At 73.6% G+C, this 13,362-nt stretch carries 7 protein-coding genes; all 7 read left to right on the top strand.

The window, feature by feature from the left end; genetic code table 11:
• The first annotated feature begins 159 nt into the window (after positions 1–159).
• The 7 genes from ACH34R_RS41445 to ACH34R_RS41415 all read left to right on the top strand — a co-directional run bounded on the left by ACH34R_RS41445 (position 160) and on the right by ACH34R_RS41415 (position 13,358).
• Entirely contained in the window at positions 160–1,365 is a 1,206-nt protein-coding gene (locus tag ACH34R_RS41445) for a S8 family serine peptidase (RefSeq protein WP_397567096.1), read from the top strand.
• Positions 1,366–1,497: 132 nt separating this feature from the next.
• Positions 1,498–1,866, top strand: coding sequence for a hypothetical protein (locus ACH34R_RS41440; RefSeq protein WP_111169521.1), 369 nt, complete (start codon positions 1,498–1,500; stop codon positions 1,864–1,866).
• A complete protein-coding gene (locus tag ACH34R_RS41435; RefSeq protein ID WP_397567095.1) occupies positions 1,854–2,168 on the top strand; it encodes an MGMT family protein in 315 nt (104 codons plus the stop codon). The genes ACH34R_RS41440 and ACH34R_RS41435 overlap by 13 nt, the downstream gene beginning before the upstream one ends.
• Positions 2,169–2,289: 121 nt before the next feature.
• Positions 2,290–5,193 (top strand): CDP-glycerol glycerophosphotransferase family protein, encoded by a 2,904-nt coding sequence (locus ACH34R_RS41430; RefSeq protein WP_397567094.1) that lies wholly within the window; start codon positions 2,290–2,292, stop codon positions 5,191–5,193.
• A 93-nt stretch (positions 5,194–5,286) separates the two neighbouring features.
• Positions 5,287–6,777: a beta-N-acetylhexosaminidase gene (locus ACH34R_RS41425; RefSeq protein WP_397567093.1), complete on the top strand. Its 1,491-nt coding sequence runs from the start codon at positions 5,287–5,289 to the stop codon at positions 6,775–6,777.
• 171 nt (positions 6,778–6,948) lie between these two features.
• The gene (locus ACH34R_RS41420) at positions 6,949–10,074 is read left to right on the top strand and encodes an ATP-dependent helicase (RefSeq protein WP_397567092.1); all 3,126 of its coding nucleotides are present in this window, start codon (positions 6,949–6,951) and stop codon (positions 10,072–10,074) included.
• Positions 10,068–13,358 carry an ATP-dependent helicase gene (locus ACH34R_RS41415; RefSeq protein ID WP_397567091.1) on the top strand — a complete coding sequence of 1,097 codons (3,291 nt, stop codon included), beginning with the start codon at positions 10,068–10,070 and terminating at the stop codon, positions 13,356–13,358. The genes ACH34R_RS41420 and ACH34R_RS41415 overlap by 7 nt, the downstream gene beginning before the upstream one ends.
• Positions 13,359–13,362 lie beyond the last annotated feature (4 nt).

Below are 13,362 nucleotides of genomic sequence, written 5' to 3'. Positions count from 1 at the left end.
GCCCAAGACCCCGGCGTGACCCGAGGGGCCGTTGTGGGCCATGGGTTCGGTGTGGTGCCTGTAGCCGGTACGCGCCCGGGGGCCGTTTCCGGTGATGGGCCGGGTCTCCTCCTCGGCCCCGGGGTGGCCTCGGGGGCCGTACTCGAGCATGAGGGCGGCTTGGGGCGCCGTCCTGTTGCGGCGTACGGGGCCGCGACCGGCATGCGGGTGGCGGCGGAGCCGATTCCGGAGAAGGAGGTGGCGGGGCGGCAGGAGTGGGTGTTGCAGACGCTGAATGTGGAGGCGGCGTGGCGGGTGACGCGTGGGGCCGGGGCGACGGTGGCGGTGATCGACAGTGGGGTGGACGGAAACATTCCGGAGTTGCGCGGCAGGGTCATCGACGGGCCTGATGTGAGCGGCCCGGCCACGCCGGGGGAGCGGCCCGAGCCCGGCATGCACGGTACGGCGATGGCGTCGCTGATCGCGGGATCGGGCGATACCGGAGGCATCGTGGGCGTCGCGCCGCAGGCGCGGGTGTTGTCGCTGCCGTTGCTGCCCGACCAGCCCGTCGAGGACGGCGTCGCCGCCCCGGACGCGAGCCGGGAGTTCGGTGACGACAGCCCGCTGGCCCGCGCCATCCGGTACGCCGCCAACCACGGGGCCGACGTCATCAGCATGTCGATCGGCGCGTACGGCGCGCACCCGGCCGAGCGCCAGGCCATCTCCTACGCGCTCGGCAAGGGCGTGGTGCTGGTCGCCGCGGTCGGCAACGACGGGGCGCTGGACATCAGCCGGCGCGACGACACCTCGTTCTGGAGCTTCCCGGCCGGTTACACCGGCGTCGTCGGAGTCGGCGCGGTGAACGCCGAACTCCTGCCCGCCCCCTTCAGCAGTGACAACCTGTCGGTGCTCGTGTCGGCCCCCGGCGTGGACGTGCCGGTGGCGGTGCCCGGCGGCGGCCACCAGTCGGCCGAGGGCACGAGCGCGGCGGCGGCCCTGGTGGCCGGGGTGGCCGCGCTGGTCAAGGCTGAGCATCCGGACCTGCCGCCGGCCATGGTGGCCCGTGCGCTGTCCGGTGGGGTACGCGCGGCCCCCACCACCGGTTATGACGACAAAGTGGGATTCGGGGTGGTGGACGCCGCCGCCGCCCTCGTCCAGGCCGACCGGCTCGCCACGCTCGGCCGTACCGCCCGGACGCCCCCCGACCGGCACTTCGGGCAGGGGCCGCTGTCGGCAGCGCCGACCCCGCCGGGCCCCGACCCGGTGCGGCTGTGGGTGTTCGCCGGGGCGGTGCTGGTGGGCCTGGTCATCTTCGGCGCGGCGGTGATGGTGCTGACCCGCAAGGCGGAGGAGAAGTCCGCCCGGGAGCGCTCCGGCCCCGCGTGACGGAAATGATCACATGGTGGCTTCGATTCGAGCGCTGTTCGGATACTGAATGCGAACACTTTTATCGCAGTCGTAGTTTCACTGGACATTTCCGACACTCACTCGCACACAGGTCCGCTACTGTCGCGGCCCATGGGGTACGAGTTGCGTGTGGAGCGGGAGAAGCCGCTCGCCTACGCCGAACTCACCGCCGCGCTCACTCCGGCCGGATACGCGCTGCGCGGTTCGGAGGAGGCGGGCCAAGTGATCGCGCGGCACGGCGACGCCGAGCACGTGATCGCCGAGTGGCGTGACCGCCTGTGGGGCGAGCCGCTGTCGGACTGGCAGGTGGCCCAGCTCGCGAAGCTGGCCGACGCGCTCGCGGCGCGGCTGGTGGGAGAGGACGGCGAGGTCTACGCGATCCGCGACGGCATGGTGGAACAGGTGAACGGCGGGGTCAGCTACGCCTTCGGCAAGCTCGCGGACATCCTCTCCGCCGGTCCCGCACAATGGAGCGAATGAACACCGATCCGACACCTTTCGCCGAGCGCGTCCTCGATGTCGTCGAGCGCATCCCCTCCGGCATGGTGATGTCCTACGGCGACATCGCCGAGTACCTCGCCGAGGGCGGCCCCCGCCAGGTGGGCCGGGTCATGTCGCTGTGGGGCGGCGGAGTGCCCTGGTGGCGTGTGGTACACGCGGACGGCACGCCGGTGCCCGGCCACGAACGCCAGTGCATCACCCGCTGGCAGGCCGAACGCACCCCCATGCGCGGCGAGCGGGCCGACATGCGCCGCGCCCGCTGGGACGGCGACGACGGCTGACCGGGCGCCGCCCCCTTCCCAGGAGACGCTCAGCAAGCCGGACGCGACCCGAGTGGGCCGGGCCTACTACCATTGCCAGGGACAGTGATGGCCACCCGTCCGGAAGGCGGTGCCCCACTCCATGGCCACCGGCGCGACCCCTGAGCGGCCGAGCGGCGACCTCGGTGACCGTCTGCGAGCGGTGCATGATCTCTGTGACCGCGGCGAGCCCCTCGACGCGGTCATGGCCGCCGTCCGGGCCACCGGGCTACCGGCCGCGGGCCGGCGCGAACTCGACGCCGACGTGCTGGCCGGGCCGCTGGGCGCGCGGATCGACACCGCGATCAGACGGGGTCCGGCCCGCCGCCGCGAGATGATCGCCCTGCTCGCTCCCTACCTGAGCGGCGTCGATCCCGGGGTCAAACGCGACCTGCCGGTCGCCAGGCGGCTGGTGGTCCATCTGATCGAGACCCGCGACCGCGAGGAGCTGGCCGAGGGCGACGCGCTGGCCAAGGTCGTGGCGGCGGCGGCCGAGCCGTACCGGCGGGTCCGCAAGGGCCTGCGCTGGTACGCCGACCTGCCGCTGCGCGGCGAGCTGCCCGACGAGCTGTACCGGCTGCGCCAGGCCGACCTGGTGCCGATCACCCAGATCGACGACATCTCCTGGACCGACGGCAGGCTGCGCGTCACCGGGCACGCCTACCTGGCCGGGCTGTCGGTGCGCGGGCGCAGGTTCAACCGCGCCACGGTGGTGCTGCGCGGGCCGCGCTGGCAGCCCCCGGTCCGGCTGCGCACCAAGCGCGTCTTCCGCCCCGAGGCCACCTACGGAGCCCAGGAGCTGGGCTGTAACTACGACTGGTCCGGGTTCACCGCCGAGCTGCGGCCCTTCGCGCTGCGCTGGCGCTCGTGGCTGCGCAACGCGGCCCGGGGCGGCAGGCGGCTGCTGCGCCGCCGTCCGGCGGTCCGCGACACGACGACCTGGCGGGCCGAGATCGTGATCTGGAGCCGGGGCGCGCGGGCCGTCGGCGCTCTGCGCGGCCCCGCCGCCGGCCGTACCGAGCGACCGGCGGGCCTGGAGGTCCGCCCGCGCTGGTGGGTGCGCCCGGTGTGGACCTCCGACCGCGCCCTCCAGGTGGTGCTCCAGCCGACCCGCGCCGAGCTGACCGGCGTGCGCCACGACGGCGACGATGTCGTGCTCACCGCGTTCATGCCCGGCCGCCAGGTGAACAAGGGACACGCCCGGCTCGGCGGCCACCGCATGTCCGCCGACTTCGTCCCGGTCTCCGGCGGCACCGAGATCACCCTCACCCTGTCCACGCAGAGCCTGCTGGAGGAGAAGGACGGCAGGCGGCTGTGGGTGGAGCCGAAGGGCGACCCCGCCGCGACGGTGATGCTGGGCGGCGCGGATGAGTTCCGGTCCCTGGCGGGCGACCGCGAGATCACCGTGCTGGCCGACCGGCGCGACCGCGTGGTGATCTCCGCGCATCGGGTGCGGCCGGTCATCACGTCCGTGACCTGGGCCGGCGATGCCGCCATGGCCATCGAGGGCCACTATCCCGAGCCGGGCGGCGAGCCGCGCGAGCTGGTCCTGCGCCACCGCACCGGCCTTTCCTACCGGGTGCCCATGGGGCGCTCGGGCGACCGCTTCACCGCGCGGGTGCCCGCCGCCGCGATGCCGCGCTTCGGCGAGGCCGTCCCGCTGGCGGCCGGCACCTGGCACCTGTCGGTGGCCCACCCCTCCCGCGAGCCGGTGCCGTTCCGGGTCGATCACGGGGCACTGGCCGCGCTCGACGAGTCGCCGCACGTCCACGACGGCCGCCGCTACCAACTGATCTCGACCCGCTTCGACGTGCCGGTGGTGGTCGCCGCCGAGGAGAAGCCCGATGACGAGAAGGGCATGGCGGGCGTCTACGCGCTGGAGCGCCACTTCTATCCGGCGCAGCGCCGCGAGCCGCTGACCGAGGCCACGGTCTACGTGGCCTACGAGGGCAGACAGTACGAGGGCAACGTCCGCGCGGTCTATGAGGAGCGGCTGCGCAGGGGCGATGAAGGCGAGCACATCTGGGTGGTCAAGGACGGCGCGTTCGTCCCGCCGGGGCCCGGCGAGCTGGGGCTGGGCCGGGGGCGGCGGCCCAGCGTGGTCCGGGCGGGCAGCAGGGAGCACTACGCGGCGCTGGCGAGGTCCAGGTTCGTGGTGACCAACTCCTTCCTGCCGCCGTGGTTTCGGGCCAGAGACGACCAGACGGTCGTGCAGACCTGGCACGGCACCCCGGTCAAGCGGATCGGCAACGACCTGCCGCACATGTCCCGCGACCCGCGCCCGCCGGTGTGGCACCGGCAGGCGGCCGAGGTGCGCGGGTGGGATCTGCTGCTCTCGCAGAGCCCGTGGGCCACGCCGGTGCTGCGCAAGGCGTTCGGCTACCAGGGCGAGGTCCTTGAGGGCGGCTACCCGCGCAACGACGTGCTGACCACGCCCGACCGCGCGGAGTTGGCCGCCAACGTGCGGCGCAGGCTGGGCCTGGCCGATGGGTCCAAGGTGGTGCTGTACGCGCCGACCTACCGCGAGTACGACCGGAAGAACGCCAACCTCCGGCTCAACCTCGTCCAGGCCCGGACGATCCTGGGCGCCGAGCACGAGCTGCTGGTCCGGGCGCATTCGATGCAGGCCGCGCCGGTCGTCCCGGACGACGGCTTCACCCACGATGTCACGACATATCCAGACATCACGGAGCTGTTACTCGTCACCGACGTGCTGATCACCGACTACTCCTCCGTGATGTTCGACTTCGCGGCCACCGGCCGCCCGATGATCTTCTTCGCCTACGACCTGGACAAGTTCCGGGCCAAGCGCGGCATCTATCTCGACCTCGGCGAGCAGGCCCCCGGCCCGGTGCTGACCACGTCGGCCCAGGTGATCCAGGCGGTCAAGGGCATCGACGGCATCGCCGCCGAGTACGCCGACCGCTACGAGGCGTTCCGCCGCACCTACGCTCCTCGCGACGACGGCAAGGCCACCCGCCGCCTGGTCGATCACGTATTCGGCTAGGCTGCCAGAACGCCGGGGCCCGATTCTCCGCGGATGAGCGGCCGTTGGTGGTCGAATACGTCCATGCGATGGCCAAGGCCCGGAGTGGCGCTGGTGGCAAGTCTTCTGTGGGCGGGTGCGATGACCGGATGCGGCAGCGAGGTGCGGGTTCGAGGCGCGGCACTGGTACCGCTGCCCGCCGAGGTCGTGGCAGGTGACAGTGGCTTCACACTGGGCCCGGCCACGGCGATCAGCGTCCCGGCCGAGGCGGCCGGGGTCGCCGAGCACCTGGCCTTCGCCGTGCGGGAGGCCACCGGGCGGCGTCCGGAGCGCAGGTCCGGCGGTGAGATCCGCCTGGCCCTTGCGGCCGGTGCCGGCGCGGAGGGCTATGAGCTGACCGTGGACGACGACGGCATCGTCATCCGCGCCCAGACCGAGGCCGGGCTCTTCTACGGCGTGCAGACCCTGCGCCAACTGCTGCCCCAGCGGGCCGATGGGGAGCCGGTGCGCGTGGCGGGGGTGCGGATCACCGACCGCCCGCGCTTCCCGTGGCGCGGCGCGATGCTCGATGTGGCCCGGCACTTCCTGCCGGTCGCCGAGGTCAAGCGGTACATCGACCTGATGGCCGCCTACAAGCTCAACGTGCTGCACCTGCACCTGACCGACGACCAGGGCTGGCGGCTGGCCATCGAAGGGTGGCCGGAGCTGACCAAGATCGGCGCGGCGAGCCAGGTCGGCGGCGGCCCGGGCGGCTTCTACACCGCCGACGACTACCGTGACCTGGTGGCCTACGCCCGTGCCCGGTTCGTGGACATCGTCCCGGAGATCGACCTGCCCGGCCACACCAACGCCGCGCTGGCCTCCTACGGGGTGCTGAACTGCGACGGACGGCGGCGCGACCCCTACACCGGGATCGAGGTCGGCTTCAGCGCGCTGTGCGTGGGCTCCCCGCAGACCGACAGGTTCGTGTCGGACGTCATCGCCGAGGTCGCCCGCCTGACGCCCGGCCGCTACATCCACGTCGGCGGCGACGAGGTGCGGGAGCTGAGCACGCCTGCGTACACGCGGTTCATGGAGCGGGTGCAGGAGATCGTCGGCGCGACCGGCAAGCGGATGGCGGCCTGGCAGGAGGCCGGCCGGGCCCGCCTGCTGCCGGGCACGGTCGTGCAGTACTGGAAGACCGACGAGGACCCGGGCGTGGTGGCCGACGCCGTACGGCAGGGCGCCAAGGTCGTGATGTCCCCGGCCTCGCGGGTCTACCTGGACATGAAGTACGACTCCTGGACCCATGCCGGCCAGGACTGGGCGGGCATGGTCGAGGTCGCCGACTCCTACGAGTGGGACCCGGCGACGCTGATCGAGGGCGTCGGCGCGGCGGCCGTGCTCGGCGTGGAGGCCCCGCTGTGGACCGAGACCGTGGGCGGCTTCGACGACCTCACCTACCTGGCCTTTCCCCGGCTCCCCGCCGTCGCCGAGGTCGCCTGGTCCCCGCAGGGGCGCAGGTCGTTCGAGACCTTCGCCCCGCGCCTGGCCGCCCAGGCCGCGCAGTGGAAACGCTGGGGTATCAACTACCACGAATCCCCGCAGGTCCCCTGGAAACGCTAGCGCGGCGTGTCGCCGCGCGCCCCCCGCAGGCGAGCCACTACCGTGGCTTCTTCGACCGAAGTCGGCAAGATGGGCGCGATCTGTCCCTGGGGTCTGATGGAATTCTGAGTTGTGAGTGGTCAGACCTGGCGATTGGTACGCGGCGGAACACGGGGGCAGGCGCCGCCTCCCGTGCTGGACGACAACCAGCGTGCCGTGGTGGACCACCCCGGTGGGCCGCTGCTGGTCCTCGCCGGGCCGGGCACCGGTAAGACGACCACCATCGTGGAGAGCGTCGTCCAGCGGGTCGAGCAGCGCGGGCTCGACCCCGAGCGGGTGCTGGTGCTCACCTTCAGCCGCAAGGCCGCCGGTGAGCTGCGCGACCGGATCACCGCCCGGCTGCGCCGCACGACGCGCACGCCGCTCGCGCTCACCTTCCACAGCTACGCCTACGCGCTGCTCCGCCAGGAGGCCGCCGAGCGGGGCGATGACCCGCCGCGGCTGCTCACCGGCCCCGAGCACCTGCTCGAAGTACGCCGCCTGCTGCACGGCGAGCTGGAGGACGGCGGCACCGGCTGGCCGTCCTCGGTGCGTGAGGCGCTGAAGACCCGCGGGTTCGCCGAAGAGGTCGGCGACTTCCTGTCCCGCGCCGCCGAACGCGGCCTCGACGGCGAAGACCTGATCGAGCTGGGCCGGCTGCACGGCCGCGCCGACTGGTCGGCGGCCGGCCGGTTCGCGCTGCGCTACCAGCGCAGGTTCGACCTCGACCCGGTCCCCGCCCTCGACTACGCCGAGCTGATCAGGGCCGCCGCCGGGCTGCTCGCCCAGGGCCCGGTGCGCGAGCGCGAGCGCGCCGCCTACGACCTCGTCTTCGTCGACGAGTACCAGGACACCGACCCCGCCCAGGAACACCTGCTGCGCCACCTGGCCGGCGACGGCCGCGACCTGATCGCCGTCGGCGACCCCGACCAGTCGATCTACGGCTTCCGCGGCGCTGATGTGGACGGCATCCTGCGCTTCCCCGAGCGGTTTCGCACCCGCGACGGCGCGGAGGCCCCCACCATCGCGCTGCGCGGCTGCCGCCGGATGCCCCCCGCCATCCTGGCCGCCTCCCGCCGGATCACCGAGCGGCTGTCGATGTCCCCGTCCCGCGACCACCGCGACCTGGTGCCGGTCCAGCTCGACGGCGAGGTGGAGGGCGAGGTCAAGGTCCTGCTGACCGACAGCGCCAGCCAGGAGGCCGCGGTGGTGGCCGACACGTTGCGCCGCGCCCACCTGCTCGACGGGGTGCCCTGGTCGCGGATGGCGGTGCTGGTCCGGTCGGCGATCCGGCAGATGCCGCTGCTGCGCCGGGCGCTGATCACCGCCGGGGTGCCGGTCATGGTGGCCAGTGACGAGCTGCCGCTGGCCGCCGAGCCGGGCGTACGCCCGCTGATCACGCTGCTGAAGGTCGCCACCCGCCCGGAGAGCCTGGACGAATCGGTCGCCGAGGAGCTGCTGACCGGCCCGATCGGCGGCACCGACATGATCGGGGTGCGCCGGCTGCGCCGCGCGCTGCGGATCGCCGAGCACGCCGCCATCGCCGACCTGGCCGACGCCGGCCTGGTCGCGCGTTCCTCCGGCGAGCTGCTGGTGGCCGCCGTGACCGACCCGAGGGAGCTGGTCCGGGTCGAACCGCACGTCGCCGCGCCCGCCACCCGGGTGGCCCGGCTGGTCGTCGCCGCCCGCGACGCCGTGGCCCGCCGCGGGTCGGCCGAGGACGTCCTGTGGGAGGTGTGGCAGGCCAGCGGGCTCGGCCGCACCTGGACGGAGGCCGCCATGGCGGGCGGCCCCAGGGGCGCACAGGCCGACCGCGACCTCGACGCCGTGGTGGCGCTGTTCGACCACGCCGCCCGGTTCGTGGACCGGCTGCCCAAGGCCGGGGTCGAGGTCTTCCTGGACGACCTGGCCTCCCAGGAGATCGCCGGCGACAGCCTGGCCGAGCACGCGCCCGAGAACGAGGCGGTGCGCATCCTGACCGCCCACCGGGCCAAGGGCCTGGAGTGGGATGTGGTGGTCGTCGCGGGCGTACAGGAGGGCATCTGGCCCGACCTGCGGCTGCGCGGCTCCATGCTGGGCATCGACACCATGGTGGAGCTGTCGCGGGGCTCCGCGCTCGACGCGACCCAGGCCGCCGCCGCGACGCTCGCCTCCAAGCTGCTGGCCGAAGAACGCCGGCTGTTCTACGTGGCCGTCACCAGGGCCAGGCGCAGGCTCGTGGTCACCGCCGTCGGCGGCGAGGACACCGACGAACGCCCCTCCCGCTTCCTGTCCGAACTGCTGCCCGGCGCGGTCGAGGAGGCCGGGGTGGACGACCGGGCCCGCTGGCTCAGCATGCCCGCGCTGGTCGCCGACCTGCGCCAGGCCGTCTGCGACCCGACCAGGCCCGAGGCGATGCGCCGCATGGCCGCCCGCCACCTGGCCAGGCTCGCCGAGGCGGGCATCCCCGGGGCGCACCCCGACGAGTGGTACGGCCTGACCCCGATCACCGACGACCGCCCGCTCGGCTGGCCCGACGACATCGTGCGGATCTCCCCCTCGGCGGTGGAGAGCTTCAGCAAGTGCGGGCTGCGCTGGCTGCTGGAGACCGCGGTGGGGGCGTCCGGCACGACCGCCGCCCAGGGGCTCGGCACGATCATCCACGCGCTCGCCGTGCTCGCCGCGACCGACGGGCCCGGCGAGGAGGCCCTGGGCAAACGGCTCGACGCCATCTGGACCGAACTCGACTTCGGCGGCAAGTGGTTCAACCGCAAGCAGCGCCAGGTCGCCGAGCAGATGATCCGCAGGTTCGTCCGCTGGCAGGAGGACAACGCCCGCGAGCTGGTCTCCACCGAGGAGGCGTTCACCGCCATGGTCGGCGACGGCATCGAGATCAGGGGCCGGGTCGATCGGGTCGAGCGCGACGGCGAGGGCCGCGCGGTGATCATCGACATCAAGACCGGCGGCACCAAGCCCGCCGAGGGCGACCTCGACCGGCACCCCCAGCTCGGGGTCTACCAGCTCGCCGCGCTGCTCGGCGCGTTCCGCAGGCACGGCATGATCGAGCCGGGCGGGGCCGCGCTGGTGCAGGTCGGCAAGGCCGCCGGCAAGGACGCCAGGGAGCAGCGGCAGCGCGCGCTGGCCGACGACGAGAACCCGGAGTGGGCCAAGGACATGGTGGACACCGTGGCCACCGGCATGTCCAGCCCGTTCTTCCAGGCCACCGTCAACGACGGCTGCCGTACCTGCGCGGTGCGGTCGAGCTGCCCGGTCAGCGAGGACGGGGGTCACGTGTGCTGACCTCCGCCGACCTCGCCGCCAAACTCGGCATCCCGCCGCCGACCCCCGAGCAGGCCGAGGTCATCGAAGCGCCGCTGGAGCCGATGGTGGTGATGGCGGGCGCGGGTTCGGGCAAGAGCGAGACCATGGCCGGGCGGGTCGTCTGGCTGGTCGCCAACGGCCTGGTCAAGCCCGAACGCATGCTCGGCCTGACCTTCACCCGCAAGGCCGCCGCCGAGCTGGCCGTACGCGTGCGCAAGCGGCTCACCGGCCTGGCCGAGGCCAAGCTGATCACCCCCGAGATGCTGGACGACGAGCCCACCGTCTCCACCTACCACTCCTACGCGGCCCGGCTGGTCACCGACCACGCGCTGCGCGAGGCCCTTGAGCCGACCATGCGGCTGGTGCCGCCCGCCGTGTCCTGGCAGATGGCCAGCCGCGCGGTCGCCCTGTACGACGGGCCGATGGAGCAGATCGAGTGGGGCCCGGCCACGGTCACCCGCGCGGTCCTGGAGCTGGCCGGGGAGATGGCCGAGCACCTGCGCGACGCCAAGGACGTCCGCGACCTCGGCACCTGGCTGGCCGGCAAGCTCGACGAGCTGCCCGGCTCGCCCACCCTCGCCCAGCGCAGGCCGCTGCTCACCCAGCGGGCCAGGGAGCAACTGCTGCCCATGGTCGAGGCGTACCAGCGGATGAAGCGCGAGCGGGAGGTCATCGACTACGGCGACCAGATGGCGCTGGCCGCCCGGATCGCGGTCAACCACCCCGAGGTCGGCGCGATCGAGCGCGACCGGTTCGGCGTGGTGCTGCTGGACGAGTACCAGGACACCAGCCACGCCCAGCTCGTGCTGCTGCGCTCGCTGTTCGGCGGCGGCCACCCGGTGACCGCGGTGGGCGACCCCTGCCAGTCCATCTACGGCTGGCGCGGCGCGTCGGCGGGCAACCTGACCCGCTTCTCCCGCGACTTCCCGACGACCGTGGGCGACGAGTCCCAGGTCAGCCGGCTGTCGGTCAGCTTCCGCAACGGTGACAAGATCCTCGACGTGGCGGCCAGGGTGCAGCTCCCGCTGCGCATCGAGGCCCGCGAGGTGCCGGTCCTGGTACCGGGCGGCAACCGCACCGAACGCGGCCGGGTGCTCGCCGCCTTCCACGAGACCGCCGAGGACGAGGCCCGCTGGATCGCCGAGGGCGTGGCCGGGGTGCTCGGGCAGGAGTCCGCGCCCGACGGCCTGCCGTGGGGCGAGGGCGAACGCGACAAGGCCAAGCCCAGCGCCTGGGGCGGGCAGCAGTGCGTGCAGCCGGGCGACGTGGCGATCCTGGCCCGCAAGCGGTCGCAGTTCCCGGCGCTGCGCCGGGCGCTGGCCGAACGCGGCATCCCCGTCGAGGTGGTCGGGCTGGGCGGGCTGCTGGCCGTGCCCGAGGTGGCCGACATCGTGGCCACGCTGCGCGTCCTTTACGACCCCACGGCGGGCGACGCGCTGGTACGCCTGCTCGGCGGCCCGCGCTGGCGGGTCGGGCCCGCCGACCTCAAGGTGCTCGGCGACCTCGCCCGCGAGCTGAACCGCGAGACGCAGGAGTTCGCCGCCCGCGCCGATGACCCGCTCGACCAGGTGGTCGCCGAACTGGCCGAAGAGCGCGGCAGCCTGGTCGACGCGCTGGACGATCTGCCCGAGCGGGAGGAGTGGCAGGAGCGGTTCTCGCCGCTGGCGCGGGTGCGGCTGCTGGCGTTCGCCGCCGAGCTGCGCTCGCTGCGCGCGCGCGCCGGGCAGCCGCTGCCCGACCTGGTCGGCGAGATCGAGCGCCGGACGGGCCTCGATGTCGAGGTGGCCGCGAGGTCCGGCACGGCGAGCGCCTTCGCCGCCCGCGCCGACCTGGACGCCTTCATCGACGCCGCGGCCCGGTTCGCCGGCGACGCCGAAGATCCCACGCTGGGGGCGTTCCTGGCCTACCTGAAGGCCGCCGACGAGGAGGAGAAGGGCCTGGACGTCGGGCGGGTCGGCGACAGCAACAGCGTCAAGCTGATGACCATCCACGCCTCCAAGGGCCTGGAGTGGCCGGTGGTCGTGGTGCCCGGCATGTCGCAGTTGCACAGCAAGGGCGGCGCGCTCACCATCGGCACGATCTTCCCCGCCAAACCGGTCACCACCCCCCGCTGGACGGAGAACCCCCGCAAACTGCCCTACCCGCTGCGCGGCGACGTCGGCGACCTGCCCAGGCTGGCCGGGCTGCACAAGGACGACCTGGCGGCCTTCGACGAGGCGTGCCGCGACCGCGACCTGATGGAGGAACGCCGGCTCGCCTACGTGGCCGTCACCCGCGCCCACTACCTGCTGATCGCCTCGGGATATCGGTGGGGCACCGGGTCAAAGCCGCTCCAGCCGTCCGATTTCCTGCTGGAGATCCGCGACACCTGCGGCCGGGTGGCCCGCTGGGCGGCCGATGTGGAGGAGGGCGCGGAAAACCCGCTGCTGGCCGAGCCCGCCGAGGCCGTATGGCCGGTCACCCCCGATGGGGTGCGGTACGTCGCGATGCTGGACGGGGCGAGCTATGTCGAGGCCGCGCTGTCCGGGCCGCCCGAGGAGCTATCGGCCGACGGGGTGCGCGAGCGCGACCGCGACCGGATGCGGGCCTGGGAGCGCGACACGGAGTTGCTGATGCTGGAGCGCGAGCGGCTGCGCCGCCGCCCGCCGAGCACGGTCGAGCTGCCCGAGCGCCTGACCGTCTCCTCCCTGGTCACCCTGGCCGAGGACCCGAAGGAGCTGGCCCGCCGCATCCGCCGCCCGATGCCGGTCCGGCCCGCGCCGCTGGCCCGCCGGGGCACCGCCTTCCACCACTGGCTGGAGACCCGCTGGGGACAGGAGGCGCTGCTGGAGGAGCTGGACCTCCCGGGTGCGGCCGACGACCCGGCCGAGGCCGACCTGGCGCTGGCCGAGCTGCGCGAGCGCTTCGAGCAGAGCGAGTGGGCCACCCGCCGCCCGCTGGACTTCGAGGTGCCGTTCGAGACCATGATCGCCGACCGGTTGGTCCGCGGCCGGATGGACGCCGTCTTCCGCACCCCTGACGGCGGCTACGAGGTCGTGGACTGGAAGACCGGCGAACGCCCCCACGGCAAGGCCGCCCACGCCGCCGCCGTCCAGCTCGCCGCCTACCGCCTGGCCTGGTCCGAACTCTCAGGCGCGCCCCTCACCCGCGTCAGCGCCGCCTTCCACTACGTCCGGGCGAACGAGACCGTCCGCCCGGTCGACCTCCTCGACACCGCCGCCCTCACCGCCCTCATCGAAAGCATTCCCCTCCTCCCCGGCTGACCCG

This window comes from Spongiactinospora sp. 9N601, assembly GCF_044326295.1.
Lineage (GTDB): Bacteria > Actinomycetota > Actinomycetes > Streptosporangiales > Streptosporangiaceae > Spongiactinospora > Spongiactinospora gelatinilytica.
The sequence above is the reverse complement of the archived record's forward strand: the minus strand, read 5'-3'. Positions and strand labels throughout refer to the sequence as shown.

What these genes read in the sequence shown, in the direction of transcription:
- ACH34R_RS41440 (WP_111169521.1), top strand. Translation starts at nt 1,498, where the DNA reads ATGGGGTACGAGTTGCGTGTGGAGCGGGAGAAGCCGCTCGCCTACGCC.
- ACH34R_RS41435 (WP_397567095.1), top strand. Translation starts at nt 1,854, where the DNA reads ATGGAGCGAATGAACACCGATCCGACACCTTTCGCCGAGCGCGTCCTC.
- ACH34R_RS41430 (WP_397567094.1), top strand. Translation starts at nt 2,290, where the DNA reads ATGGCCACCGGCGCGACCCCTGAGCGGCCGAGCGGCGACCTCGGTGAC.